Origin of the sequence: Xanthomonas sp. BRIP62418, assembly GCF_003993495.1 — a bacterium.
In the GTDB taxonomy this organism is placed as follows: Bacteria; Pseudomonadota; Gammaproteobacteria; order Xanthomonadales; family Xanthomonadaceae; genus Xanthomonas; species Xanthomonas euroxanthea.
Genome location: NZ_QEZG01000019.1, coordinates 100,780 through 124,742 on the forward strand (window position 1 = coordinate 100,780; position 23,963 = coordinate 124,742).

Sequence of the window (23,963 nt, forward strand, 5' to 3'; positions counted from 1 at the left end):
CAACGCGAGGGCTTCGCCCGTACCCGCATCCGCCCTTCGGGCACCTTTTCCCGGTGGGAGAAGGGAAGCGACGCGCATGCGCATCGCTCTGTTATTTACCGCTACTCAGACGCCCGCGCCCAATGCGCCCCACCGCATTACTTAACCGCAAGCCAAACAAGCTCCACCACCGCTAACACGGTCTATACGCATCAGCCCACACACTGCGGCCCACGTACTCAGAAAGGAAACGCCTCCAATGAGCAAGCTGACTGTGATCACCGAACGCGCCCTGGAGCGTGCCCTGGAACTGGCTGGCAATGCTGGCGACCACTTGCGTCACGCCGCATCCAATGCTGGTGATCAGGCCCGTCATGCAGGCAGCAGCCTGCGTCATTTCGGCCCGGGCGCCAGCGAATGGTTGAAGACCGGCGCAGCACTGGGTGCCGTGCGGACCGGCGGCAAGGTCGTTGGCAAAGCGGTCAAGCGCAACCCGGCCGTCACCGTGGCCGCTGCCGTCGCCGGCCTGGGCCTGATCGGTTATGCCGTGTATCGCAAACGCCAGCGTGACCAGCAGCTCCCCGGCGGCAACGTGCACCGCCTGGATCGCGAAAACGCCAGCAATGCCAGCGCGCGTCGTGCGGCCTACCAGCGCCGCGGCGCAGTGACGCCGAGTGACGGCATCGAATAAGCCGTACTGCCAAGCGAAGCGACAACGCCACGGCCCTGTGCCGTGGCGTTTTTGTTTGCGGATGACATCGGTGCGACCACCTCGCTAAGTCATCGACACCCACTCGCGCGGTCGAGGAATGCGGCACACCATGTGCGGGTCCAGACCATCACCGACCACGTGGGTCGCATTGCCTGTCCACACCCGCGCCCCTCTCAGCAAGCATGTCCTGAAGCACTGCGGGTCGAGGCATCGTTGGAATGGATCGGCCATCCAGACACGCAACCGTTGCATCCTTCCTGCGTTGCCAATCCAGCGGGTAATGCTGCATGGGCGGTGCAGTAAAGCGACCGGTGTACTGAATGCATCAACTCAGCGTCGCGTGCGGTGATGCTACCGCGGTACAGGATGCACCAGGCTCAGCGTCGTGTCCTGCCCGGCCGCGCCGCATGCGGCTGTTCGATGCGCCATTGGCCGGGCGCAAGCGCATCCAGTGTCCAGTCGCCGATCGCCACGCGGATCAGACGCAGGGTCGGAAGGCCGACCGAGGCGGTCATGCGCCGCACCTGGCGATTGCGGCCTTCGGTGATCTGCAGTTCCAGCCAGGCATCTGGCACGGTCTTGCGGGCCCGCACCGGCGGATCGCGGGGCCACAGGTCCGGTGCCGGGTCGAGCCTGCGCACCTTGGCCGGACGGGTCGGGCCGTCGTTGAGCAGCACGCCATCGCGCAAGGCCTGCAGGTGCGCAGGCGCCGGGTCGCCTTCCACCTGCATCCAATAGGTCTTGGGTTGCTTGTGGCGCGGGTCGGTCAGGCGATGCGCCAATGCGCCATCGTCGGTCAGCAACAACAAGCCTTCGCTGTCGTGATCCAGACGGCCCGCCGCGTACACATCGGCCGGCAAGCCGAATTCGGCCAGCGTGCGTTTGGGCGGCTGCGAGCGGTCGCTGAATTGCGACAGCACGCCATAGGGTTTGTTCAACAACACCAACATGCCAGTCCTGTTGCGCAAGAGCGTTGCATGCCACGCACGTGGCGCGTGGGTCGTGCACCGGATTGAAGAAGTCGCGCCGCGCGCGACGCCGAGGCGCTGCACCTGCCTGCAACGGCGATGAACGCTGACGTAGCGAGCATCGCGACGCGGGCCGTGCCGCAGCATTGGCATGCTGCGGGCGACCACCGCAGCGTCGGCCTGGCTGGCCGTCACTGTGCTGACTGCGCTATCTGTATGGCTGTGCGCCTGGTAGCGCCGTCATCGCATGGCGCACGTCGTTCCAGCAGCGACGCACCGCGACGGACCGCCAAAGACCTGCACGCCGACGCGCGATGCGTCGGCATGCAGGCAAAGCCTCACTGCTTGACGAACTTCAAGGTCATGCGGTCGCTCTCGCCGATCGCCTTGTACTTGGCATCGTCGGCCTTGTCGTGGCTGTTGCTCGGCGGCAACGTCCACACGCCACCGGGATAGTCCTTGGTGTCGCGCGGATTGGCGTTGACCTCGCTCTTGCCGGCCAGCTTGAATCCGGCCGCTTCTGCCATCGCAATCAACTGCGCCTGGCCGACATAGCCGCTCTTGTCGTCGGCCGGCACGTCGGCCTTGGCTCGGTGCTCGACCACGCCAAGCACACCGCCGGGCTTGAGCACCTTGTAGAAGCCGGCAAACATCGCCTCGGCATTGCCGGCCATGCGCCAGTTGTGCACGTTGCGGAAGGTCAGCACCAGATCGGCCGAGTTATCCACGCCGAACGAGGGCGTCTTGGGCACATAGGAGACGAACGACGGCTTGCCGTACACCTGCGGCTTGGCGGCAAACTTCTTCTCCAGCTCCTCGCGCCCGCGCTGTGCCGAATCGCGGCCACGGCCTTCCGGCACCGCCGCCGGGTCGACCACTGCCGCCACGTACTTGCCCTTGTCGCGCAGGTACGGCGCCAGGATTTCCGAGTACCAGCCGCCGCCCGGCGTGATTTCGATGACGGTCTGGGTCGGCTTGATGCCGAAGAACGCCAGCGTCTGGCCCGGATGACGATAGACATCGCGCTGCACGTAGACACGATCGCGCCAGTTGCCGTCGATGGCTTTCTGCAGCGCCGCGTCGGGCGCCGGCAGGCTGGCGCTATCGGCCGGTTTCATTGCCATTGCCAGTGGCGCGCTCATCGCCACTGCCATCCCCACCACACATGCACACACCAGCTTGTTGCGGATCATCGCAGCGCCCTTTGCGGGAAAAAGTAGCGCGAGCCTAGCATGCGGCCGGAAGCCTGCCATGTGCATGGATCAAGGCGCCGCATGACGCGTCGCACCAGGCGGGAAGCGACATGTTCAAATGATGTGAGTCGAGGAGGGCGATCGGCGGAACGCAGAATCCACGCAGGTGTCACACGCAACATCGACACGCATGACTATGCTGTCGGCAGTTCGAATCAGGAGCATCCGTGATGACCCATTCCCGCGCGTTAGGCCGCTCCGGCCTGCAGGTTCAACCGATCGTCTTCGGTGGCAATGTGTTTGGCTGGAGCGCCGACGAGACGACCTCGTTTGCGTTGCTCGATGCCTTCGTCGATGCCGGTTTCAATCTGGTCGACACCGCCGATGCGTACTCCGGCTGGGTGCCGGGCAACCGCGGTGGCGAGTCGGAAACCATCATCGGGCGCTGGCTCGCACGCAGCGGCAAACGCGACAAGGTATTGATCGCCACCAAGGTGGCCAAGTGGAGCGAGCATCCGGGCCTGTCGCCGGAGAATATCGCCGCTGCAGTGGACGATTCGCTGCGCCGTCTGCAGACCGATGTGATCGATCTGTACCAGGCGCACGAAGACGACGCATCGATTCCGCTGGAAGCCACGCTGGCCGCGTTCGGCCGCTTGATCGAGCAGGGCAAGGTGCGCGCAATCGGTGCGTCCAACTACAGCGCCGCCCGCCTGCGCGACGCCCTGGATGTTTCCGAGCAGTACAAGCTGCCGCGTTACGAAAGCCTGCAACCGGAATACAACCTCTACGACCGCGCCGGCTATGAAGCCGAGCTGGAGCCGCTGGTGCGCGAGCGCGAGCTCGGGGTGATCAGTTACTACTCGCTGGCCAGCGGCTTTCTGACCGGCAAATACCGCAGCGCCGACGACGCCGGCAAGAGCAGCGCGCGTGGCGCCTCGGTAGTCAAGCAATACGTCAATCCGCGCGGCCTGCGCATCCTGCAGGCGCTGGACGATCTGGCGGCCACCCACACTGCGACGCCGGCCCAGATCGCACTGGCCTGGCTGATCGCGCGTCCGGGCCTGACCGCACCGATCGTCAGTGCCACCAGCGTGACCCAGTTGCACGATGTGCTGGCCGCTGCACAGCTGTCGCTGAGCGCCGATCAGATTGCACAGCTCGATGCCGCAAGCGCCCCCGAGCCGGCCGACGCGGCCTGACGCATCGGTTTGCAGCACGCGCGCATCGCAGCGACGGACACACGTCTTCCCGCGTGCAGCCGCCAGCGCGGCTGTGCCTTCCGGCCGCGTACGCGCGGCCCTTTCCGCAAGGAATCCCCATGACATCGATCACCAACCGCCGCATCGTGCTGGCCTCACGCCCGCACGGCGAGCCGAGCGCCGACAATTTCCGCATTGAGGAGGTTGCCCTGCCGCCCACCGGGCACGAACAGATCCTGGTGCGCAATCGCTTCCTGTCGCTGGACCCGTACATGCGCGGACGCATGGACGACGGCCCGTCCTACGCCGCACCGGTGGAGATCGACGCGGTGATGGAAGGCGGCACCGTCGGCGAGGTGCTCGAATCGCACCATGCCGGCTATCAGCCCGGCGACCTGCTGGTGCTGCCCGGCGGTTGGCAGAGCCATAGCCTGCTCACGCCCACCACGCCGCTGCGCAAGCTACCCAAGGACGATGCCCTGCCGCCCAGCACCGCGCTGGGCGTATACGGCATGCCCGGCTTCACCGCCTACGCCGGCCTGCACGAAATCGGCAAGCCGCAGGCCGGCGAAACCCTGGTGGTGGCGGCGGCCAGCGGGCCGGTCGGCGCCACCGTGGCCCAGCTGGCGCGCCTGCAGGGCCTGCGCGTGGTGGCCATTGCCGGTGGCGAGGAAAAGGTGCGGTACCTGCGCGAGGTGCTGCGCGTGGACGTTGCACTGGACCACCGCGCCGACGACTTCGCCGAGCAGCTGCGCGCGGCCACCCCGGACGGGATCGACGTCTACTTCGAGAATGTCGGCGGCAAGGTCTTCGACGCGGTACTGCCGCAATTGAACGACTTCGCGCGCATCCCGGTCTGCGGCGTGATCGCCACCTACAACAGCCGCGGCCAGGCCTCGCCGGGGCCGGATCGCCTGCCGGAGTTCATGGGGCAGGTGCTGCGCAAGCGGCTGACCGTGCGCGGCTTCATCCAGCACGATTTCATCCGCCTGATGCCCGCCTTCCTGCGCGAGATGGGCCAGTGGCTGCGCGAGGGCCAGATCCAGTACCGCGAACACATCCTGCACGGCCTGGACAGCGCCCCGCAGGGCCTGATCAGCCTGCTGCGCGGCGAGAACTTCGGCAAGGCCGTTGTTGCCCTCGACTAGCTCGACTCGCAGCGCCGGATACGTTCCCCGCTTTTACGATTCCCCATTCCCGATTACCAAAGGAACACAATGACAGTCCCCGCATTCGGCCTCGGCACCTTTCGCCTCAAGGACCAGGTCGTCATCGACTCGGTGCGCAACGCACTGGCGTTGGGCTACCGCGCCATCGATACCGCGCAGATCTACGACAACGAAGAGCAGGTCGGCCAGGCCATCGCCGCCTCCGGGCTGCCGCGCGACCAGCTGTACCTGACCACCAAGATCTGGGTCGACAAGTTCGAACGCAGCGCCTTGCTGCCCAGCCTGCAGGACAGCCTGCGCAAACTGGGCACCGACCATGTCGATCTGACCCTGATCCACTGGCCTTCGCCGAAGGATCAGGTGCCGATGCGCGAGTATCTGGAAGCCTTGAGCCAGGCTCGGCAGCAGGGCCTGACCCGTGCGATCGGTGTGTCCAACTTCACCATCGCGCTGATCAGGCAGGCCATCGAGATCCTGGGGGCCGATGCCATCGCCACCAATCAGATCGAAGTGCATCCGTATCTGCAGAACCGCACCCTGATCGCGTTCTTGCGCGAGCAGGGTATCCATGTCACCTCGTACATGACACTGGCCGTGGGCGAGGTGCTGAAGGATCCGGTGATCCAGGCAATCGCTGCGCGCCACGACGCTACTGCGGCGCAGGTCACGCTGGCCTGGGCCTTGCAGCAGGGGTATTCGGTGATTCCGTCCTCGACCAAGCGCGACAATCTCGAAAGCAATCTCAAGGCGCAAACGCTGCGGTTGAGCGAGCAGGACATGACCGAGATCGCCGCCCTGGACCGCGGCCAGCGCCTGGCCAATCCGAAGGCCATCGCACCCGACTGGGATTGAGGTCCCGGTGTCGCCACGGATCGGCGCTGTCCGGTCCGTGGCCCCGCCACCGCGGCGACCGCTCGTCGTCGCGTGCTGGTTGCACACGGCAGGCGCTGCTACGGTGCCAGGCACAGGGGGGTAGCCTCGGCAACGGAGTCCTACCCATGCACAGCGCATCCGTCTTGACCCGCCGCACCGTCAATCTCGATACAGAGATCGCCTACTGGCGCAATGTTCACGCCGAAGGCCACCTGGGTGGCTACGCCTTTGCCGATTACGCCCGGTTACTGACGCTCGGCTACGAGATCTATCTGGCCTATCCGCGCGCGACCGAAGCGCAGCTGTACCGCGTGCTGCAGGACGCTTATTACCACTATCGACCGATGCTCTCGGTGCCCTGGGACCAGGCGCGCTGGATCGTGCGGCATGCGTGGCGCCATCTGGAAGAAACCGCGGTCCGGCATTGAAGCGACCGTCCTGACGTAACGTGACCACTGCGACCACTGCGCAGCCCGTGCGGCCGCGCAGCGCCTCAGCTCACTGCCCCAGCGCCATCGCCTGGCGATCGATGCGGTGCTTGTCGGCCAGTGCCTGCATGCCCTGCAGCGTGGCGGCGATCAGGCTGGCATAGCGCAACCGCCACAGCGTGGCGCGGGCATTGTCGTCGTGGGTATTGCCCAGGCCATCGAGCACCTGCGGCAGACGGCGGTCGGCCAGTGCGGAGGCGGCCAGGTACGGCTTTTCCGGTGCAATCACGTCCACCGGTGCGCGCCAGTCATTGGCAACCTGCTGGGAAATGCCGGCCAGATGCGAGAGCTGGTGCATGCCGATCAGCGTCTCGTGCAGCATCTCGCGGCACGCCCACTGCCAGAGCGCCACCTTCTCCGATGGGTCCTTGGCAATCTCGGTGAGTGCCAGATCAACCTTGTCGATGCGTGAGTCGCGCATTGCTAAGCTCCGATGCTGCTGTGCAACATAATTCACACCATACACCGTGAGTATCGAGTGAGCCAAACGTTTGGAAGATGTCGGCGCGCCGATGCTCGACCCCGCTCACGCGGTGCGCCATCGGCCCCGGCCGCCGCCGCGGCACCCTGACTTCCTGCCCATGGCAAGGCGCGCAGCCGCGCGCCATGCTGCCGCATCCCCGCTCCCAGGCATCGTCATGCGCTTGCCCACCGTCCTGGCCCCGCTCCTGCTGCTGGCGGCCTGTAGCGCACAGGCCACAGCCGCCAGGCCGCAGGTGTCCGCCGAGCAGTGCGATGTCAGGACCTCCTACGACGTGCTGGCCGACAGCGGTGGCATCTGGCTGCGTCGCAAGCAAGGCATACCGCGCGAGATTTTCTTCCACGGTGGCGAGCTCAACATCGACCGCCAGCCACAACCGGTCAGCGCTGCCGATGCGCAACGCCTGCGCGACCTCGAGCAAGGTGCCCGCGCCTTGATGCCGGCCGTGACCGCCATTGCCCGCTCGGTGGTCGACATCAGCTTCGACGCACTGGCCGGGGTGGTGCAGATGCTCACCGACAGTACGCGCCAGGAGCGCAAGGTCGAGCGCCTGCGCGGCACCGCGCTTGCGCAGGTCGATGCCACGCTGGGGCGTGGGCGCTGGGAACAGGCACTGTTCGACGAACGGTTCGAAGCCAGTGTCGAACGCGCTGCCGACGACCTAGCCGGCAGCCTGACCCGCAGCGTCATGTGGACGGTGATGACCGGACGCACTGCGCAGCTGGAGCAGCGCGGCGAACAACTGGACGCACGCATGGAGCAGCAGATGCAGGCACGCAGTCAGGCGCTGGAAGCGCAGGCACGGACGCTGTGCACGCAGGCGCAGGCACTGTATGGGCTGCAGCAGGCGCTGGAATATCGCTTCCAGGGCGAGCGGCTGCAGATGCTGGAACTCGACACGCACCGGCAGAACGACCAATCCGATCTACCGGCGTCCAATAGCGTCGTGGTGACGGCGGCGCACTGACAGCGGCGATGCAGTGCAGGCGGCATGGGCGTACCTGCAAATCGGTTCTCGCAGCACACTGGCTCGCGTCGGCTGTCCGGTTGCGGTGAGTGCGCATGACATGGTGCATGCATGCATCACGTGTCAGCCAACGGCGCGTTGATGGTCTTGCCAGAACCGCTGGTCTTGAGCTGGCTCAGTCCGCGCTGGTTGACGCCATCTGCCGCAGGGCGGTCGCACGGCCACAGGCGTGGTTGCGTCAGCTCGGCTGCCGCAGTCAGGCGAGCAACCAGTGGCGCAGCGCATCCGATACCGCCTGCGGCTGCTCCAGTGGCGACAGATGCCCGCAGGCAGGCACCTTTACCAGCCGCGCGTGCGCTGCCAGTGCGGCCATTTCCTCGTGCAATGCAGGCGGAGTGATCGTATCGTCCTGACCGCACAGCACCAGCAGCGGGCCGGCATAGGCGCGCAGCAGTGCGCGGCCGTCCGCCCGCTCCAGCCGGTTCTGCCGCAGGAATACCTCCACGCCCAGACGCTGGGTCATGCCACGCACCCGTTCCAGCAAGGCCTCGTCGTGCCAGCGCGAGGGGTGCACATAGTGCCGCAGCAGCCGTTCGCCGAATCCGTGGAAGGCACTGGCGCCACGCACGCTCGCTTCCTGCGCGCGCCGTTGTGCCGCGCGCTCGGGCGAATCGGCACGTGCAGAGGTATCCAGCAACGCCAGCCGCTCGACGCGCTCAGGGGCGATACGCAGGATGTCCTGCGCGACATAGCCACCCAGCGAAAACCCCGCCAATGCAAAGCGCGGCGGCATCTGCACCAGCAGCTGCGTTGCCAGCGCGCGCATGCTCTCGCCCCGGGTGAGGTCGCCGACCACGCAGTCGGCAACGTCGGCCAGTGCCGCGCGCTGGGCGTGCCACAACTGCGCATCGTTGAGCAGACCGGGAAGCAGTAACAAGGTGGGACGCGTCGCGCTCATGCGCAGCAGCGTCCGATCGAGGGCGCAGAAACAGGCACTGTCATCGCAACAGTGTGCCGCGCGGCGATGCACATCACCAGCACATGCATGCGCATCCAGATGCGCGTCGCATCGACTGCTATGGCGTCTCGTCCCGCAGGCGTGCCAGGTTGCGCTGTCGGCGACGCCGGTCGCCGGTGGTTCTGCGCAGCTGCGCCGCGCTGCTGCAACAAAACGGCCCGACGCATGCGCCGGGCCGTTTTCTGGCGCCACCCCATGGGCACGGGTGGCGATGCTGGCGTGGATCAGGCCAGGGTCAGGGTGACGTCGATGTTGCCGCGGGTCGCGTTGGAGTACGGGCAGACCTGGTGGGCCTTGTCGACCAGCGCCTGCAGTTCGGCCTGATCCATGCCCGGCACTGCGATGCGCAGTTCCACGGCAATGCCGAAGCCGCCCGGAATCTGGCCGATGCCGACGCTGCTGTCGATGCTCACTTCGCCCGGCAGCTTGAGCTTGTCCTGGGCCGCGACAGCCTTCATCGCGCCGATGAAGCAGGCAGCGTAGCCGGCAGCGAACAGCTGCTCCGGGTTGGTGCCATCGCCGCCGGCACCGCCCAGCTCGCGCGGGGTGGACAGCTTGGCGTCCAGGGCCTTGTCGGAAGACACGGCGCGGCCTTCGCGGCCACCGGTGGCAGTGGCGTGGGCGGTGTAGAGGACTTTTTCAAGTACAGCCATGGTGGTTCTCCAGGTGAGCGCTGTCAGCGCGTGATGTAAATGAATAGTTGGCGATTGAATCGTGTGCGATCTGTTGCATGGTACATAGGCACTGCTGGCTCGCCTTACCCCGCGCCGAGGTTGGAGCGTAATGTCTCCAGCTGCTGCTTGAGGTGACGCAATTCCTCCAGGGAGCACGCCGAGGCACAGAAGACCTGCTCGGGTACTGCGCCGGCCTTGGCGCGCAGCGCGCGGCCGCTATCGGTCAGCGCGATGATCACCTGACGCTCGTCGCTGGCAGCGCGCGTGCGGGTGACCAGTCCGGCGGCCTGCAGCCGCTTGAGCAGAGGGGTCAGCGTGGCCGAGTCCAGGAACAGGCGCTCGCCGATCTCCGACACGCTGCGGCCGTCGGTTTCCCACAGCACCAGCAGCACCAGATATTGCGGATAGGTCAGGTCCAGCGTCTTGAGCAGCCCGCGGTAGAGCTTGTGCATCGCCAGGTTGGCCGAATACAGCGCAAAGCACAGCTGGTTGTCGAGCTGTAGCAGCGCGTCGGTCCGGGCGGTGGGGGCTGTGGCGGTGTCCATGGCTGCAATCTACATCGCACGCTATTTAATAGCAAGCGATTTCCGATGTGCCGTTGTCGCGGGTAAGCGGCTGCGCCACTGCCACGCCACCGCCCTGAGCCACGGCTCAGGTGAACTGGATGAAGAAATGCCCCGCCGCAGCACCGTCGCCCAGCTTCCTGGCACGCTGGTCTGCAAACAGATAACCGGTGCCATCACCGAACAGGCCGGCGTAGCCGGGATCGACGCGGCGTAATTGCGACTCTACAAACTGGGCAAGGAAGTAGTAGCGCGGGCTCGTATGGATGGGATCGTGCACCCAGCACGGTCGCCCAAGTTGCTTGCTCATCCCTGCGCCGTTGTCGTCGTCTTCCAGTTCTTCGGCCATGTCGTCGTCATTGAATGGCTGCAGCCCGACCCAATGACGCCCGAGCAACAATGCACCGTCACCGACGCACACTTCCTGCGCGGCACGTCGATGCAGCAGCACCTTGCTGTGGCCCAGTGCGAGCTTGTCGCATTCACCTTGCTGATTGACGGTGAGCCTGCGGAGCGACGATCGGCTGTGACCGCCGCCAGATCGTTCGATCGAGGCGAAGACGGTCAGCGCCATCTCCTCGGGCAGATACGGCGTGGGCAGGAACGACCCGGTAAGCATGACGATGGGCAGCATCGGCTGTCCGGTCGCTGGATCCGTTGGCCATTGCGCGGCATCGTGCAACCAGGCACCGCCGCCGAACTGGCCCAGGCCGCGGTCTTCGTCGGCAACGACGATCTTGTGGAGTCCGGGGCCGGGGCGCGCCTGCATGCCTATGCGCGATGCGCGGTGGCCAGATAGTCGGCGCTCTGCATCTCGATCAGGCGCGAGGCGGTGCGCTCGAATGCGCCGGCCAGGCGCTGGCCGCTGTACAACGCCGGCGGGGCGTCCTGCGCGGTGCAGACCAGGTTGACATGGCGGTCGTACAACTCGTCGATCAGATTGACGAAGCGGCGCGCGGCGTCCTCGTTCATGCGGTCGAAGTGCGGGATGCCGCCCAGCAACACGGTGGTGAACTCACGCGCGATCTCGATATAGTCGCCCGGGCCGCGCGGGCCCTCGCACAGCGCGGCAAAATCGAACCAGGCGATGCTCTTGCCGCGCGCACGCACGGCAATCTTGCGCGCCTCGATTTCGATGTTGCCGCTGCGCGCCTCGGAATTTCCGCTCAGTTCGCCCCAGCGCTGCAGCAGCCACGCGTCGGCCTGCGCATCCAGCGGCGCGCGATACACCGGCGAGCGCGTCAGCGCGCGCATGCGGTAATCCTCGGTGCCTTCGGCATAGAGTTCCACGCAGAACTTCTGCAGCAGGCCGATCGCCGGCATGAAGCTGTCGCGTTGCAGGCCGTTGGCGTAGAGGTTTTCCGGCGCGGTGTTGGAGGTGGTCACCAGGGTCACGCCTTCGGCGAACAGGCGTTCCAGCAGGCGCGCCAGCAGCATTGCATCGCCGATGTCGGTGACGAAGAATTCGTCCAGCACCAGCACGCGCAGATTCTCCCGCCACTGCTGCGCGATCTTGGCCAGCGGATCGCTCTGCCCGGCGTGCTCGCGCAATTGCTCGTGCACCCCGCGCATGAAGCGATGGAAATGCGTGCGGTATTTCTGCTTGATCGGCAGGCCGTCGTAGAACAGGTCGACCAGAAAGGTCTTGCCGCGCCCCACCCCACCCCAGAAATACAGGCCGCGCACCGGCTCGGGCTTCTTCCAGAACGCCGACAGCCGATCCAGCCAGCCGTCCTGCGCGCTGTCCACCAGTGCCTCGTGGATACGATCCAGTTCCGCCAGGGCCGCCTGCTGCGCGGGGTCGGCGCGCCAGTCGCCGCGTTGTACGCCGGCGGCGTAGCGCTGCGACGGGGTCATCTCACTCATCGTGTTCTCCGCGGGCCGGCTGCTGCCTTGCCCGCTCAACGGCGCATCGCCGGGCGATACGCATGGGCCCTGCCGCAGTCAGACGGCGGCCGGCAACCAGCGCCGGACACCATGCTGGATCGCACCGCGCAGGTCGATCAACTTGCGGTGGAAAAAGTGGCTGGTGTCGGGCATGCGGACCAGTTCGGGCTGCTGCTCCAGGGTTTCCAACCAGTCGTACACCGCCTGCGGGTCGACGATTTCGTCGGCATCGCCCTGGATCACCAGCCAGTGCGCCGGCGGCTGCACGTCGCTGAAATCCCAGCGCCCGGCCGGCGGCGCGATCGAGATCAGCACCTGCGGCTCGAGCGAGCCGGCAGCACGCAACGACACATAGGCACCGAAGCTGAAACCGGCCAGCCACAGCGTGTCGCCCGGGCGCTGGCTGCGCACCCACGCGGCAACCGCGCGCAGGTCGTCCTGCTCGCCATCGCCATGGTCGAACGCACCGGCCGAATTGCCGACACTGCGGAAATTTAAGCGCACCACGGTGATCCCCAGCTCGCGCAGCGCGCGCGCCGCCATGGTGACGACCTTGTTGTGCATGCTGCCGCCCTCGGTGGAGAGCGGGTGGCAGACGATGGCGGTGACCGGTTGCACGGCGGCATCCGGCTCGGGCAGATCGACCGCGACATCCAGCGGGCCGACCGGCCCATCCAGCGTCAACGCAGCCGATTCGGTGGGGAATAAGGGGTTGGACATACCGTCATAATAGCCGCCCCGCCGGCCGCGTTCATCGCCCTGCCTGCACACTTCGTTGCGTTGCCCATGCATTTTCTGTTGTTTGCCGTCGTTTGCAGTGTCCTGGTGTCGGTGGTCCTCAAGCTGCTGCCGCGCTATCGCCTGGACGCTGCGCAGGCGATCACCTGGAACTACGCCACCGCCGCGCTGCTGGCGTGGCTGACCCTGCATCCGTCGCTGGACACGCTGCGCGCGCCGACCACGCCCTGGCTGGCACTGTTCGCATTGGCGGTTGCGCTGCCTGCGATCTTCATGCTGCTGGCACGTGCGGTCGTCACCGCCGGCATCGTACGCACCGACATTGCACAACGGCTCTCGCTCCTGCTCTCGCTGGCGGCGGCCTTCACGCTCTTCGGTGAACCGGTCAATGCCTGGAAGCTGGCGGGACTGGGTCTGGGCCTGCTGGCCATCGTCTGCATCCTGCAACGGCCACGTCACCACACCGCTGCGGATGCAACGCCGACCTCCTTCGGCTGGCCATGGCTGGCAGGCGTGTGGATGGGCTTTGCCCTGATCGACCTGCTGCTCAAGCACATTGCACAGGCCGGCACGCCCTCGTTGACGTCATTGACGCTGTGCTTTGCCATGGCATGGGTACTGATGCTTGGCTTGCAAGGCATCCGCCGGGGCAGTGTCGCAGGTCTGAGCTTGCGCAACCTGCTCGCCGGCGTACTCCTAGGCGCGCTCAACTTCGGCAACATCCTGTGTTACGTGCGCGCCCATCAGCTGCTGCCGCATAGCCCGGCCACCGTCTTCGCCAGCATGAACCTGGGCGTGGTCGTCCTGGGAGCGCTCGTCGGCAAACTGGGGTTTGGCGAGCACATCGGCCGCCGTGGATGGGTGGGGCTGTTGCTGGCGGCACCGGCAATTGCGGCGATCGCCTGGGGGATGCGGTTGGGCTGACGAAGGCATTCGGCCGGCGCGACTCCGGTTCGCAACTCGCCTCGAGGGCGCGGCAGCGCTGGCTATCATGCGTGCAGATGACCCACGGGAGTGTGTGATGCGCCTGAGTCACTTATTCGGCAGCCGTCCTCGTGTCGCGCCGGACCCGCACAGCGCCAACTCGACCGAAACGACGCCGTTGATTGCAGGCGCCTCACCCCAGCACCCGCTGTCTCGAGCCCCCAAGTCCGCCGCAGCACAGGGCACACCGAACTCGCATCGCGGCATGCTCGCCTCCGCGCGTAGATCGCTGGCATCGTTGCGCAAGCAGCTGCCGTTGACGTGCATGGGCTCCCCGACGCTTGAATCAGTGGAGAGCCCACCTGCACGCACGCCACCGGTGACGCCCGGTCGCACGCAGCAGATGCACGGGAAGCAAACCCGCGTCGATGAGCGTCGGCAACCACCCATGCCCCATAGAACGGATCATCAGCGGGTGCAGTGGCCGCGACCGCAGCAGGCGCCGCCCACCGGGCCGTCCGTTTCGATTCCGTCTAAGCCATCGCGTGCGCAGCAGCTGCACGGGCAGCAACGTCCCATCGATCCGAGAATGCAGGCGCCTGTTCCCGAAAGAATGCGCCGTGACGAGGGGCCACCGCCGCAGCACGGCATGCCGGCGTCGGATTCGGTGCCGATCACGCCCAAGCCCTCGCGATCGTCGGTGTCCTCTGCACGCCCCCAGCTCGGAAGGCCCCCCTCCTTGCGCAGCCTGGATCAGGAATTGGCCGAGATAACCAAGCGGTGCAGCGACATTCAAAAACAGCTGTTCATCGAGGACCGCGAGGCCACTCCGGAGGAGCAACAACTGCTCGAGACGCGTGCGGTCCTGATAGCCCGGCGCAATGAGGTCCGCGATAGTCAGCTCGATGCACTCTTGGTCGCGCTTGCACCGATGGAAGACATCCGTGCACCACGGACCACGACCAGCGGCCTGGCCATGGTCCAGATGGACGTCATGCAGCACAATCGCCGCGAAGTCCTCAAGGCACGGCGCAAATCCGTCGACAGAACTGCCCTGGCCAAAAACTATGCGCGCGCGGAACGACGCCTGGAGTCCCTGAAGAAAGGCGACGCACCCGACGACCAGATACGGCGCCTGCAGCGCATGATGCAGGGCTACCGAAACATGCTCGCGTTGGAACAGATCGTCAAAAACACCGACGACCAGTTGGAAAGGCTGGGAGCGCCACGGCTGATGGCCGGCATCCCCACCACCGCCGAAGAGCGCCGGCAGTCCGTCAGGAAAGAAAGGGATGCCCATCAGGAGGCCATCGACAACGGCTACTCCTGAGGGTCCGGACAGCGCTGCTTGCACGTGCGCGCTGCCCGGCTGCCGCCTGTGAGGCATGCGACGCGTCGCCACGTAGCGGCGCATCTGCACGCCACACCGGAGATGCAAGCCCGCAGCCGTTCGCATCCAGACAACGAACGACGGATGTCGACAGCGTAATCCAGCCCGCCATCAACGCTCCCAGTGCGGAAACGGATCGTCCAGCAGCTGCCACTGCGCCGGGCCCTGGCGCAGTTCGTAGTCGCTGAGCAGGCAGGCATCCAGCGCAGCGCGCGTGCGTGGCGCATCCATGTCCACGCCGATCACCGCCAGCTCCTGGCGGCGGTCGCCCCACAACGGGTGCCACAACCGCTGCATCGCGGCGTATTCGCCGGCATCGCCTACTTCGTGCAGGCGCGGCAGTGGCGCGGTCCAGCATTGCGTCTGCTGACGCTGCCAGCCGATATCGGTATACGGCAGTGGCGTGATGCTGGTCTGCAGCGGCTCGCCGATGGCGTGCGCATCCACCCGGTGGCGTGCGGCAAACCAGAAGCCGGCTGCATTGGTCTGGGTCGCGCCGCCGACGCTGGACAATTCGCCGACCCAATCCATGCGGCTGGCCAGCCAGAAAAAGCCCTTGCTGCGAATCACCTGCGGCAGCCCGCGCTGCACCATGCGCGCAAAGCGCTGCGGATGGAACGGCCGGCGTGCGCGATAGACGAAACTGCTGATGCCGTATTCCTCGGTCTCCGGCGTGTGCTGGCCGCGCAGTTCCTGCATCCAGCCCGGTGCCAGCTGCGCACGGGTGAAATCGAAGCGGCCGGTATCGAGCAACTGTTCCAGCGGTACCTGACCCTGCACGGCGTCCACGATCGCCGCCTCGCGATTGAGCGCACGCAACACCGCGCGCAGGCGTTGCAGCTGCCGTGCGTCGATCTGGTCGCACTTGCTGATCACCAGCACGTCGGCGAACTCCACCTGTTCGCCCAGCAACTGCACCAGCCCGCGGGTATCGTCCGGGCCGGCCTGCTGGCCGAGCTCGGCCAGCGTGGCGGCCGAGCCGAAATCCTGCAGGAAGCGGCTGCCGTCCACCACCGTCACCATGGTGTCGAGCCGGGCGATGTCGGCAAGGCTGAAGCCGTCGGCATCGCGCACCGCAAAGGTGGCCGCTACCGGCATCGGTTCGGCAATGCCGGTCGATTCGATCAGCAGATAGTCGTAGCGCTTCTGCTCGGCCAGCCGCCGCACTTCCTGCAGCAGATCATCGCGCAACGTGCAGCAGATGCAGCCATTGCTGAATTCCACCAGCGTCTCTTCGGTGCGTCGCAAGGCCGCACCGCCATCGCGCACCAGTTGCGCGTCGATGTTGATCTCGCTCATGTCGTTGACGATCACCGCCACGCGCAGGTCGGCGCGGTTGTGCAGGAGGCGATTGAGCAAGGTGGTCTTGCCTGCGCCAAGAAAGCCGGACAACACGGTGACGGGGAGGCGTGGATCGCGCTTGGGGGACAGGGACATCCTGAGAGCCTGGCTGAAGTGAAGTGTTACTATATAACACTTACTCGACAGGACCCCGCTCCATGCGCGTTACCGCTTCTGTGCTGGACAACTCGGCCATCGCTCTTTCCAGTCTGTGCCTGCTGCACTGCCTGGCCTTGCCATTGCTGGCCGCCGCGCTGCCGCTGCTGGGCGCGTGGAGCCGGGCCGAATGGGTGCATGTGGTGTTCGCCGCGGCAGCCGTGCCGCTGAGTGGCTATGCGCTATGGAGCAGCCATCGCCGGCATGCACTGCCTGCGCCGGTATGGGCACTGGCGGTCTTCGGGCTGGCCGGTCTGGTCCTGGGCGCAAGCGGCGTGGCCGGCGCGGCGCTGGAAACCCCGGTCACGGTGACCGGCAGCCTGCTGCTGGCCAGCACGCACCTGGTCAATCTGCGGCTACGTCGCCGGCATGGAAAGTGCGCGCGCTAGGAGCACGGCCGCCCACCGGCGCTGCTACAGCGAAAAGCCCAGCAACACCGGGTCGTGGTCGGAACTGCGCCACGGGCCGGGCAGGTTGCGCTTGGCGTAGCCGGCGTCGTCGCTGGCATCGGCGTTGATGTGCCATTCCACCGCGCCGCGCAGCTGCTTGGCCATCGCCGGGCTCAACAACGCATGATCCAGCCGTCCGCTCATGCCGTCGTAGACGTAGCTGTAGGGCTGCTTCACGCCGGCCACCGCGAAGGCGTCCTGCCAGCCGCTGGCACGCAGACTGCGCATCGGGGTTTCCATGGCGTAGGCGTTGAAGTCACCCAGCAGCACGGCCAGTTTGGTCTGCGCGCCGGTGGGGTCGGTCTGCAGCCACTGGTGCAGGCGCTTGGCCGACTCGGTACGGGTGGCGTTCCAGCAGGCCTGGCCATCGCGCTGGTCGGCATCGGCGCCGCTGGCGCTGCCGCAGCCCTTGGACTTGAAGTGGTTGGCGACCACCACGAAGGTCGCCCCGCGGGTGCTGCGGAAGGCTTGCGCCAGCGGCACCCGGCTATGGCTGTCGAACGGGCCGCCGGTCAGCGTGGCCGGCTTGCCGACCGGGGTGACCTGGGAACTGCGATACACGATGCCGACCCGGATGTCGTCATCGCCCGGGCCGCTGCCGGTGTCCACGAACTGCCAGTCCTTGTCGGTGCCGGCCGCGTTGAGCGCGGCGACCAGTTGCGCCACGGCCGCATCGGCGCCATTGCCGTCGTTTTCCAGCTCCATCAACGCGGCCACATCGGCGCGCAACGGCACGATGGTGGACACCAGCTTGGTCAGCTGGGCCTGGAACTGCTCATGCGTGCGCGCACCGCGCTTGGTCGGGAAGCCGCCGCCGCGACCATTGCCGTTGAAGAAGTTCTCCAGATTGAACGAGGCGATCCGCAGATCCCCGCCCACCTGCGGCGCCACCGCGGTCGGCATGGCCGGCAGCGTCAACGGGGTCAGCACCTGGATGCGGTAGTTGCCGTCGTAACGCTGGTCGACGATGCCATCGACCGACTTGAGCAGGCTGCCGGTGCGCAGCGCCGGATCGGCCGGCAGATAGGCCACCGTCTTGGGGCTGCGGCCGTTGCGTGCATCGTCCAGCAACACCCGGCGACGGGCGTTGTCGGCCTCCACCTGCGCAAAGGCCGGGGTGCCGGCGGCGGCCACTTCGCTGGGCTGCCACAGGCGCCCGCCGAAGGCGGCGACCAGCTCGCCGTCGGCGTCCAGGCGATCGCTGCCGTTGAGCGTCAGCGCGGCGATGCGCACGTGCTCGCCTTCCAGCGCTTCCCAGCTGGCCGGCGGCCCGCTGAGCATGCGCACCGGTACCGGCTGGCCGCTGGCGAGCCGCTCGATGCTGCTGGCATCCAGCGTGGTCAGACTCGCCTCGCCACCTGCCGACACCTCGCGCACCGTACCGACGATGCGCACGCGGTCGCCCACCGCCACCTCGGCATTGCCGGCACCGGTGACGAACAGGCCATGCGAGCGCCGCGGCTCGAAGCCGGGCTGCTGCACGAACAGCCCGCCCAGGCCAACGCGCGTATCGGCGGTGACGATGCCCTCCACGTCGACCACACGGCCGTCGTGGGGGCTACGGGTGTCTTCGCCCTGGACGTCGGCGATGGACAGACGTTGCGGCGCGCCCTCGGCGGCACTGCCCAGCAGTGGCACCAACAGACCGATCACACCGAGCACAACCAGCGAGCAACGCGACATCGACACACTCCGGAAAGACCTGGGCCACCTGCGGGCGCCGCCTTGAAGGCGGCGCGTGAGAACCGTGACAGGCTAGCAAAACGTTGCAAGTGGCGACCAGCTGCTGCGTGGATGACGTGGCCGGTGCACAGCTGCCGGCAATTGCGGTATTCCCCTAAAGCAACGGCGCTGAGGCGGTCGCGCAAGGCTGGCGTCGTCGTGCAAGCACGTCGCGCAGCGAGCGCAAACGCGCGCGCAATGCCTGCCGCCTATAAAAAAGCGTGCTCCCGTGCGCGCAGGCCTCGCGGTTGCCAGTCGACGCACCCGCGTACGGCATGCGGCCACCTGGCCACACACCGACTGCCTGTGTCAGCCACGTGTTCCAGGCGCTTGCTGCGTTAGAGGCCTACTTCAGATTGCTCAGCATCCAGTCGACCGTGGCCCGCACCTGCTCTTCGGTCAGCGCCGGGTTGCCGCCCTTGGGCGGCATGATGCCGCCATCCGGACCGGTGTAGCCCTCGATCGCGTGCTTGTACAAGGTGTCCTTGCCCTGGGCGATGCGCGCGTCCCAATGCGCATGGTCCAGCGTCGGCGCCTTGCCCACGCCGGTGGTGTGGCAGGCGGTGCACAGGTTGTCGAAGATGGTCTTGCCGTCGGTGCTGCCGCCGTAGGCAGACTGCGAGGCGGCCTTGGCCAGCGCTGCGGCCTGGGCTGCGGCCTGTGCGGACGCACCGGTGGTGCCGGCATAGACCGCGCCGGCCGGGGCGATGCGTTGCTGCACGCGTTTGGCCGCGGTGGGCGAGACTTCGTCGGGAATGGCGCGTTGCAAATAGGCTGCCAGGGCAATCAGGCCCAGGGTGATCACCACCAGTAGTCCGATCACCATCGAGAATTTCTTCAGGAACTCGAGGTCGTAATTCCGCACGCGCTCACCCCTGGCTGTTGGTCGAAGACCTCTGCTAGCGCCGGAGTATAGAGCACAGTTCGCGCCCGTCTGGCCACTGTGCATGACAGTTATTCCTGCGGTGTGCGCTGCGCCCTGCCGCGCTGTCTCTCTTGCCCGCGCGCCCGTCTGTAGCTGCGGATGAATTGCCGCAATGCCGCATGACACGTTGGTCTCGCTCGAGGGAATTGCGTATCATTCCCATCAATCCACGGTGACGCGGTTCTCGCCTCGCCCGGTCCCGCCTACGAGGAGTCGCCGCGATGAAGTCCTTCCTGCTGTCCTGCCTGGCCTTGGCCAGCATCAGCCTGTCTGCCCAGGCCCACGAGATCTGGATCGAGCGCGACGGCAGCGGCCCGGTGCGCATCTACTTCGGCGAGCCGGCGCAGGACACCCTCGACCATGGCGAAGACGAGATCAAGCGCGTGGTCAAGCCGACCGTGTTCGGCACGGCCGGCAAGGCCGGCGCCCTGCAGCGCGGCAACGCGTTCCTCACCGCGCCGCTGTCCGGCAGCGGCGATGCGTGGCTGAGCGACGACAGCGTGTTCGAGCCATGGAAGGGCGAAGCCGGCGGCTTCGAGACGGTGAGCTACTACGCACGCGCCGGGCGCGCCACGCCGTCGGCCAAGCTCGATTTCGAGCTGGTGCCCACCGCTGCCAACAGCAATACGCTGACCGTGCTCTATCGCAACAAGCCGCTGCCCAAGGTCGAGGTGACGGTGATCGACCCGCAGAAGTGGCAGAAGACGCTGACCTCCGATGCCAACGGCCAGGTGACCCTGCCCAAGCTGCGCGCCGGCCGGCACATCCTGGTCGCCACCAACAAGGAGCCGGTGAAGCGTGAGATCGCCGGCAAGCAGGTGGCGATGATCCACCACATCAGCACGTTGACCTTCCTGGCCGAGTAAGCCGGCCACACGCGCCGCCGATCCGATGGCTACCGCACCGTCCCTGCCGCTTCCCTGGTTCAGGCGCCCCTGGCTGGGCGTGCTTGCACGCACGCTGGCGGCGATGTTTGGCGGCTATGCGCTCGCCAGCGCCACCAATCTGCTGCTGGCGCTGGTGTTGCCGCTGCCACGCAGCGAAGCGGTGCTGACCAGCATGCTGGTCGGCATCGTGGTGTGTGCCTGCGCGCCGCTATGGGCCTTCGCCACCGCCAGCGTGTGGCGCGCCTGGGCCGGCATCGCCGTGCCGGCGGCGCTGATGTTCGCACTGGCCGCATGGCTGCAATGGGGCGTGGCATGAAGCAGGGATTCCGCCAGTCGATGGCGTGGCTGCACACCTGGACCGGGCTGCTGGTCGGCTGGGTGTTGCTGTTGATCTTCATGGGCGGCACGGCGAGTTATTACCGCGACGAAATCAGCCGCTGGATGCGCCCGGAACTGCCCACCACCACGGTGAGCAGCGCGACCGCGCTGCGCAGTGCCGAGCAGTATCTGCAGACGCATGCCGCCGATGCGCAGAGCTGGAACATCACCTTGCCGGACGCGCGCAATCCGGTGGTCAGCATGTACTGGCAAAACCCCGCGCCAACCGATGGCAAACCGGCCAGTCGCCGCGAGATGTATGGCAACGCCATCATCGACCCGGCCACCGGTAAGGAGATCGCCGCGCGCGACACCCTGGGCGGCGAATTCTTCTACCGGCTGCATTTCGATCTGCATTATCTGCCGGTGATGTGGTCGCGCTATATCGTGGGTTTCTGCGCGATGTTCATGCTGGTGGCGATCATCAGCGGCGTGATCACGCACAAGAAGATCTTCAAGGATTTCTTCACCTTCCGCCCGGGCAAGGGCCTGCGCTCGTGGCTGGATTTCCACAACGTCAGCGCGGTGACCGCGTTGCCGTACCACGCGATGATCACCTACACCGGCATCGTGACCTTGATGTTCATGTACCTGCCGTGGGGCATCAAGGCGCAGTACCCGGACAACGAAATGCGGTTCTACGAAGAATCCGCCAACCGGGTCGCCGATACGCGACAAGCGTCTGGTACCCCGGCGCGCATGCTGCCGCTGGAGCAATTCGTGGCGCGTGCGCGCAGCCACTGGCGCGGTGGTGAGGTCGGCAACGTGGCGGTGTCGCTGCCCAACGATGCGCACGCAGCGGTCGGCGTCACCCAGGTGTCCGATCGTCTGTCCACCAATGCGCCATCGATCCTGTTCGATGCGGTCAGCGGCCAGCGCCTGCAGCACAGCGGACCGCCCGGTGGCGCCAGCCAGACGCGCGGGGTGATGGTGGGCCTGCATATCGCCCACTTCGCCGGGCCATGGATGCGCGCGCTGTTCTTCGGCTCCGGCTTGCTCGGTTGCCTGATGGTGGCCAGCGGCGTGGTGATGTGGGCGGTGAAGGAACGCCCCAAACACCTGAAGGCCGGGCGCATCGGTTTCGGGCTGCGGCTGGTGGATGCGCTCAACATCGGCACGGTCGCCGGCTTGCCGATCGCCTTCGCCAGTTTCTTCTGGGCCAACCGGGTGTTGCCGGTGAGCCTGGAGGCGCGCGCGGCGATGGAGGCCAACCTGTTCTTTGCCGCATGGGCCGCTGCATTGCTGGCGGCGTTCGTGTGGCCACGGCGCGCGATGTGGAGCTGGCAGCTGTATCTGGGCGCGGCCTTGTTCGCCTTGGTGCCGGTGGTCAATGCGATCACCACCGATGTGCATCTGGGCGTGACGCTGCCGGCCGGGCAATGGATGTTGGCCGGGGTCGATCTGGTCTGCCTGTTCCTTGGCATGTCGCTGGGCGTGGCGGGCTGGCGCCTGCAGCAGTGGAAGGCACCGCAAGCCGCATCGGCGCGACGCGCACGCGCCACTGCCGCCGCGCCTGCGCAGGGCAGCGTGCCGCTGCAGGAAAGCGCATGAGCGTGTGGCTGCTGCTGGCGCTGAATTTTTCCGGATTCGCCGCGCTGTGCCTGGCGATGGACAAGCATCAGCAGGACGTCACGGGTCGCACGCTGGGCGCGGCGCGCTCGCGGCAACTGCGCGTGCTGGGCTGGCTGCTGGTGCTGCTCACCTTCGGCCTGGCGGTACACGCACAAGGCTGGGGCGTCGGCCCGGTGCTGTGGCTGGGCACATTGACCGGCGCTGCCGCGTTGCTGTCGCTGTGGTTGCTGCCGTATCGGCGTGGATTGATCCTGCCCACGGCAGTGGCCGCGCCGCTGCTGGCGGGTGCGCTGCAGCTGTTGGTGGGGTGAAGGACGTCCGTCGCTACGCCACGATCGGCGGATCGCCCCAGCTGCGCCCGTCGCGCGGCAGGCGACCGTCGTCGAGCACGCGCAACACGTGTTCGGGCTGCAGCATGTCAATGAACAGCACCACGTTGATGCCCTCCGGCAGCGCCATGCTGGGAAAGATCACGCCAGGAATCTGCGCCTCGCGCAGCAGGTCGCCGAGCACCCAGCTGACCGGTTCGATCTTGTTGACCAGCGCCTTGCGCCAGTCCTCGGTCCAGTCGGCCCAGAGCGGATCCCAGCTCGCATCGAGCAGGCGCAGATCGGCCAGCGCCGGCAGATCGGCGGCATAACTGACCAAGGTCAATGGCGGCAGGAACAGCGCCGCTTGCGCGTATTCGGCTGCGGCGGTCTCCAGTTGCAGCGATAGATACAGGGCCGGCTGTCCAAAGCGATTGAAGCGCCCGCCCGAGCGTGCCGCACCGGCGCCGCTCAACGGTTCGGCAGCCCAGCGCGGCGTGAAGGCGCGATACAGCGTGCAGTGCGCCGGAGCGCTCAGCTTCAACCGGCGGCCCCCGCGGCAACGGTGCGCAGATAGGTCAGCGCATCATCGGTGCGGCCCTGTTTGACCACTTCCAGCAGGGTGGCGAACTCGAACGCCGGAATCGGGGTGTTCTTGAGATGGAACACCACCTGGCGTTCGTCCGGCTGGACTTGCGTCATCGCCACCAGCAGGCGCGACAGGTTGCGCAGCAGGTCCTGTACGCGCGGGCTTTCCGGATGCACGCGCAGGCTGTTGCGATGCACACCGGCCAGCTCGGCCAGTTCCTGCTGCGACAGATCCAGCAGGCCGGCCATGGCCGAGGGCGACAGGATGGTGCGATCCGGCACGCGCAGGCGTTCGGTCAGGGCCAGGGGATTGAGAACGGCGACCATTGCACGACTCCGGCAGGGCGGGTGCACAGTATACGCACAGTTACCTGCCTCGGCATAGCCCAGCAGCACGCCCGGTCAGTGCAC

General features: G+C 66.6%; 27 protein-coding genes. 13 read left to right on the top strand and 14 right to left on the bottom strand.

Annotated features, from left to right (window positions below; all coding sequences use genetic code 11):
* The first annotated feature begins 238 nt into the window (after positions 1-238).
* Entirely contained in the window at positions 239-670 is a 432-nt protein-coding gene (locus tag EO174_RS00590) for a hypothetical protein (protein ID WP_104583920.1), read from the top strand.
* Between the two features lie 398 nt (positions 671-1,068).
* Here EO174_RS00590 and EO174_RS00595 read toward each other — a convergent pair whose 3' ends face one another.
* Together EO174_RS00595 and EO174_RS00600 are read right to left on the bottom strand one after the other, a co-directional pair.
* Positions 1,069-1,641: a pseudouridine synthase gene (locus tag EO174_RS00595; protein WP_126941610.1), complete on the bottom strand. Its 573-nt coding sequence runs from the start codon at positions 1,639-1,641 to the stop codon at positions 1,069-1,071.
* Positions 1,642-1,997: 356 nt separating this feature from the next.
* On the bottom strand, positions 1,998-2,852 hold the full coding sequence (locus EO174_RS00600; protein WP_126941611.1) for a class I SAM-dependent methyltransferase: 855 nt from the start codon (positions 2,850-2,852) through the stop codon (positions 1,998-2,000).
* 230 nt (positions 2,853-3,082) lie between these two features.
* Here EO174_RS00600 and EO174_RS00605 point away from each other — a divergent pair, with 230 nt between their 5' ends.
* The 4 genes from EO174_RS00605 to EO174_RS00620 all read left to right on the top strand — a co-directional run bounded on the left by EO174_RS00605 (position 3,083) and on the right by EO174_RS00620 (position 6,524).
* Entirely contained in the window at positions 3,083-4,054 is a 972-nt protein-coding gene (locus tag EO174_RS00605; RefSeq protein WP_126941612.1) for an aldo/keto reductase, read from the top strand.
* A 119-nt stretch (positions 4,055-4,173) separates the two neighbouring features.
* On the top strand, positions 4,174-5,202 hold the full coding sequence (locus EO174_RS00610; protein WP_126941613.1) for an NADP-dependent oxidoreductase: 1,029 nt from the start codon (positions 4,174-4,176) through the stop codon (positions 5,200-5,202).
* Between the two features lie 69 nt (positions 5,203-5,271).
* Complete coding sequence (gene dkgB, locus EO174_RS00615; RefSeq protein ID WP_126941614.1) at positions 5,272-6,075, top strand: 2,5-didehydrogluconate reductase DkgB; 804 nt, start codon at positions 5,272-5,274, stop codon at positions 6,073-6,075.
* 146 nt (positions 6,076-6,221) lie between these two features.
* Positions 6,222-6,524: a hypothetical protein gene (locus EO174_RS00620; RefSeq protein WP_126941615.1), complete on the top strand. Its 303-nt coding sequence runs from the start codon at positions 6,222-6,224 to the stop codon at positions 6,522-6,524.
* 70 nt (positions 6,525-6,594) lie between these two features.
* Here the strand turns inward: EO174_RS00620 and EO174_RS00625 are convergent, their stop codons facing one another.
* On the bottom strand, positions 6,595-7,005 hold the full coding sequence (locus tag EO174_RS00625; protein ID WP_164739289.1) for a hypothetical protein: 411 nt from the start codon (positions 7,003-7,005) through the stop codon (positions 6,595-6,597).
* A gap of 160 nt (positions 7,006-7,165) precedes the next feature.
* On the opposite strand from EO174_RS00625, the gene EO174_RS00630 reads away from it, so the two are divergent.
* A complete protein-coding gene (locus tag EO174_RS00630; protein ID WP_126941617.1) occupies positions 7,166-8,032 on the top strand; it encodes a DUF2884 family protein in 867 nt (288 codons plus the stop codon).
* A gap of 256 nt (positions 8,033-8,288) precedes the next feature.
* On the opposite strand, the gene EO174_RS00635 is transcribed toward EO174_RS00630, so the two are convergent.
* The 6 genes from EO174_RS00635 to EO174_RS00660 all read right to left on the bottom strand — a co-directional run bounded on the left by EO174_RS00635 (position 8,289) and on the right by EO174_RS00660 (position 12,894).
* The gene (locus EO174_RS00635) at positions 8,289-8,990 is read right to left on the bottom strand and encodes an alpha/beta fold hydrolase (protein WP_126941618.1); all 702 of its coding nucleotides are present in this window, start codon (positions 8,988-8,990) and stop codon (positions 8,289-8,291) included.
* A gap of 284 nt (positions 8,991-9,274) precedes the next feature.
* A complete protein-coding gene (locus EO174_RS00640) occupies positions 9,275-9,703 on the bottom strand; it encodes an organic hydroperoxide resistance protein (protein WP_104583929.1) in 429 nt (142 codons plus the stop codon).
* A gap of 104 nt (positions 9,704-9,807) precedes the next feature.
* Positions 9,808-10,269: a MarR family transcriptional regulator gene (locus tag EO174_RS00645; RefSeq protein ID WP_104583930.1), complete on the bottom strand. Its 462-nt coding sequence runs from the start codon at positions 10,267-10,269 to the stop codon at positions 9,808-9,810.
* A gap of 106 nt (positions 10,270-10,375) precedes the next feature.
* Positions 10,376-11,056, bottom strand: coding sequence for a hypothetical protein (locus EO174_RS00650; RefSeq protein ID WP_241239955.1), 681 nt, complete (start codon positions 11,054-11,056; stop codon positions 10,376-10,378).
* Positions 11,057-11,058: 2 nt separating this feature from the next.
* Entirely contained in the window at positions 11,059-12,153 is a 1,095-nt protein-coding gene (zapE, locus tag EO174_RS00655) for a cell division protein ZapE (RefSeq protein WP_104649585.1), read from the bottom strand.
* 78 nt (positions 12,154-12,231) lie between these two features.
* Complete coding sequence (locus tag EO174_RS00660) at positions 12,232-12,894, bottom strand: alpha/beta hydrolase (protein ID WP_126941619.1); 663 nt, start codon at positions 12,892-12,894, stop codon at positions 12,232-12,234.
* A gap of 66 nt (positions 12,895-12,960) precedes the next feature.
* On the opposite strand from EO174_RS00660, the gene EO174_RS00665 reads away from it, so the two are divergent.
* Both EO174_RS00665 and xopR read left to right on the top strand, forming a co-directional pair.
* Positions 12,961-13,836: an EamA family transporter gene (locus EO174_RS00665; protein WP_164740026.1), complete on the top strand. Its 876-nt coding sequence runs from the start codon at positions 12,961-12,963 to the stop codon at positions 13,834-13,836.
* A 97-nt stretch (positions 13,837-13,933) separates the two neighbouring features.
* On the top strand, positions 13,934-15,166 hold the full coding sequence (gene xopR, locus EO174_RS23370; protein WP_126941621.1) for a type III secretion system effector protein XopR: 1,233 nt from the start codon (positions 13,934-13,936) through the stop codon (positions 15,164-15,166).
* A 171-nt stretch (positions 15,167-15,337) separates the two neighbouring features.
* Here xopR and EO174_RS00675 read toward each other — a convergent pair whose 3' ends face one another.
* The gene (locus EO174_RS00675; RefSeq protein WP_126941622.1) at positions 15,338-16,663 is read right to left on the bottom strand and encodes a GTP-binding protein; all 1,326 of its coding nucleotides are present in this window, start codon (positions 16,661-16,663) and stop codon (positions 15,338-15,340) included.
* 62 nt (positions 16,664-16,725) lie between these two features.
* On the opposite strand from EO174_RS00675, the gene EO174_RS00680 reads away from it, so the two are divergent.
* A complete protein-coding gene (locus EO174_RS00680; RefSeq protein WP_115675662.1) occupies positions 16,726-17,112 on the top strand; it encodes a MerC family mercury resistance protein in 387 nt (128 codons plus the stop codon).
* Between the two features lie 24 nt (positions 17,113-17,136).
* Here EO174_RS00680 and EO174_RS00685 read toward each other — a convergent pair whose 3' ends face one another.
* Together EO174_RS00685 and EO174_RS00690 are read right to left on the bottom strand one after the other, a co-directional pair.
* On the bottom strand, positions 17,137-18,855 hold the full coding sequence (locus tag EO174_RS00685) for an ExeM/NucH family extracellular endonuclease (protein ID WP_126941623.1): 1,719 nt from the start codon (positions 18,853-18,855) through the stop codon (positions 17,137-17,139).
* A gap of 385 nt (positions 18,856-19,240) precedes the next feature.
* The gene (locus EO174_RS00690) at positions 19,241-19,759 is read right to left on the bottom strand and encodes a c-type cytochrome (RefSeq protein WP_016902056.1); all 519 of its coding nucleotides are present in this window, start codon (positions 19,757-19,759) and stop codon (positions 19,241-19,243) included.
* Positions 19,760-20,040: 281 nt separating this feature from the next.
* On the opposite strand from EO174_RS00690, the gene EO174_RS00695 reads away from it, so the two are divergent.
* From EO174_RS00695 to EO174_RS00710, 4 genes are read left to right on the top strand one after another with little or no spacing between them, the layout of a single operon-like run.
* Positions 20,041-20,685, top strand: coding sequence for a DUF4198 domain-containing protein (locus EO174_RS00695; protein WP_126941624.1), 645 nt, complete (start codon positions 20,041-20,043; stop codon positions 20,683-20,685).
* 25 nt (positions 20,686-20,710) lie between these two features.
* Positions 20,711-21,022 carry a DUF3649 domain-containing protein gene (locus EO174_RS00700; RefSeq protein WP_104583936.1) on the top strand — a complete coding sequence of 104 codons (312 nt, stop codon included), beginning with the start codon at positions 20,711-20,713 and terminating at the stop codon, positions 21,020-21,022.
* The gene (locus tag EO174_RS00705; RefSeq protein WP_104583937.1) at positions 21,019-22,635 is read left to right on the top strand and encodes a PepSY-associated TM helix domain-containing protein; all 1,617 of its coding nucleotides are present in this window, start codon (positions 21,019-21,021) and stop codon (positions 22,633-22,635) included. The genes EO174_RS00700 and EO174_RS00705 overlap by 4 nt, the downstream gene beginning before the upstream one ends.
* Entirely contained in the window at positions 22,632-22,967 is a 336-nt protein-coding gene (locus tag EO174_RS00710; protein WP_104583938.1) for a DUF3325 domain-containing protein, read from the top strand. The genes EO174_RS00705 and EO174_RS00710 overlap by 4 nt, the downstream gene beginning before the upstream one ends.
* Positions 22,968-22,980: 13 nt before the next feature.
* On the opposite strand, the gene EO174_RS00715 is transcribed toward EO174_RS00710, so the two are convergent.
* Both EO174_RS00715 and EO174_RS00720 read right to left on the bottom strand, forming a co-directional pair.
* Positions 22,981-23,508: an RES family NAD+ phosphorylase gene (locus EO174_RS00715; RefSeq protein WP_104583939.1), complete on the bottom strand. Its 528-nt coding sequence runs from the start codon at positions 23,506-23,508 to the stop codon at positions 22,981-22,983.
* Positions 23,505-23,879, bottom strand: coding sequence for a hypothetical protein (locus EO174_RS00720; RefSeq protein ID WP_010370465.1), 375 nt, complete (start codon positions 23,877-23,879; stop codon positions 23,505-23,507). The genes EO174_RS00715 and EO174_RS00720 overlap by 4 nt, the downstream gene beginning before the upstream one ends.
* Positions 23,880-23,963 lie beyond the last annotated feature (84 nt).

What these genes read in the sequence shown, in the direction of transcription:
- EO174_RS00595 (WP_126941610.1), bottom strand. Translation starts at nt 1,641, where the DNA reads ATGTTGGTGTTGTTGAACAAACCCTATGGCGTGCTGTCGCAATTCAGC.
- EO174_RS00590 (WP_104583920.1), top strand. Translation starts at nt 239, where the DNA reads ATGAGCAAGCTGACTGTGATCACCGAACGCGCCCTGGAGCGTGCCCTG.
- EO174_RS00680 (WP_115675662.1), top strand. Translation starts at nt 16,726, where the DNA reads ATGCGCGTTACCGCTTCTGTGCTGGACAACTCGGCCATCGCTCTTTCC.
- EO174_RS00720 (WP_010370465.1), bottom strand. Translation starts at nt 23,879, where the DNA reads ATGGTCGCCGTTCTCAATCCCCTGGCCCTGACCGAACGCCTGCGCGTG.
- EO174_RS00620 (WP_126941615.1), top strand. Translation starts at nt 6,222, where the DNA reads ATGCACAGCGCATCCGTCTTGACCCGCCGCACCGTCAATCTCGATACA.
- EO174_RS00605 (WP_126941612.1), top strand. Translation starts at nt 3,083, where the DNA reads ATGACCCATTCCCGCGCGTTAGGCCGCTCCGGCCTGCAGGTTCAACCG.
- EO174_RS00660 (WP_126941619.1), bottom strand. Translation starts at nt 12,894, where the DNA reads ATGTCCAACCCCTTATTCCCCACCGAATCGGCTGCGTTGACGCTGGAT.
- zapE (WP_104649585.1), bottom strand. Translation starts at nt 12,153, where the DNA reads ATGAGTGAGATGACCCCGTCGCAGCGCTACGCCGCCGGCGTACAACGC.
- EO174_RS00635 (WP_126941618.1), bottom strand. Translation starts at nt 8,990, where the DNA reads ATGAGCGCGACGCGTCCCACCTTGTTACTGCTTCCCGGTCTGCTCAAC.
- EO174_RS00610 (WP_126941613.1), top strand. Translation starts at nt 4,174, where the DNA reads ATGACATCGATCACCAACCGCCGCATCGTGCTGGCCTCACGCCCGCAC.
- EO174_RS00625 (WP_164739289.1), bottom strand. Translation starts at nt 7,005, where the DNA reads ATGCGCGACTCACGCATCGACAAGGTTGATCTGGCACTCACCGAGATT.
- EO174_RS00640 (WP_104583929.1), bottom strand. Translation starts at nt 9,703, where the DNA reads ATGGCTGTACTTGAAAAAGTCCTCTACACCGCCCACGCCACTGCCACC.
- EO174_RS00710 (WP_104583938.1), top strand. Translation starts at nt 22,632, where the DNA reads ATGAGCGTGTGGCTGCTGCTGGCGCTGAATTTTTCCGGATTCGCCGCG.
- EO174_RS00705 (WP_104583937.1), top strand. Translation starts at nt 21,019, where the DNA reads ATGAAGCAGGGATTCCGCCAGTCGATGGCGTGGCTGCACACCTGGACC.
- EO174_RS00695 (WP_126941624.1), top strand. Translation starts at nt 20,041, where the DNA reads ATGAAGTCCTTCCTGCTGTCCTGCCTGGCCTTGGCCAGCATCAGCCTG.
- EO174_RS00630 (WP_126941617.1), top strand. Translation starts at nt 7,166, where the DNA reads ATGGCAAGGCGCGCAGCCGCGCGCCATGCTGCCGCATCCCCGCTCCCA.
- EO174_RS00600 (WP_126941611.1), bottom strand. Translation starts at nt 2,852, where the DNA reads ATGATCCGCAACAAGCTGGTGTGTGCATGTGTGGTGGGGATGGCAGTG.
- EO174_RS00675 (WP_126941622.1), bottom strand. Translation starts at nt 16,663, where the DNA reads ATGTCCCTGTCCCCCAAGCGCGATCCACGCCTCCCCGTCACCGTGTTG.
- EO174_RS00700 (WP_104583936.1), top strand. Translation starts at nt 20,711, where the DNA reads ATGGCTACCGCACCGTCCCTGCCGCTTCCCTGGTTCAGGCGCCCCTGG.
- EO174_RS00685 (WP_126941623.1), bottom strand. Translation starts at nt 18,855, where the DNA reads ATGTCGCGTTGCTCGCTGGTTGTGCTCGGTGTGATCGGTCTGTTGGTG.
- xopR (WP_126941621.1), top strand. Translation starts at nt 13,934, where the DNA reads ATGCGCCTGAGTCACTTATTCGGCAGCCGTCCTCGTGTCGCGCCGGAC.
- dkgB (WP_126941614.1), top strand. Translation starts at nt 5,272, where the DNA reads ATGACAGTCCCCGCATTCGGCCTCGGCACCTTTCGCCTCAAGGACCAG.
- EO174_RS00665 (WP_164740026.1), top strand. Translation starts at nt 12,961, where the DNA reads ATGCATTTTCTGTTGTTTGCCGTCGTTTGCAGTGTCCTGGTGTCGGTG.
- EO174_RS00650 (WP_241239955.1), bottom strand. Translation starts at nt 11,056, where the DNA reads ATGCAGGCGCGCCCCGGCCCCGGACTCCACAAGATCGTCGTTGCCGAC.
- EO174_RS00645 (WP_104583930.1), bottom strand. Translation starts at nt 10,269, where the DNA reads ATGGACACCGCCACAGCCCCCACCGCCCGGACCGACGCGCTGCTACAG.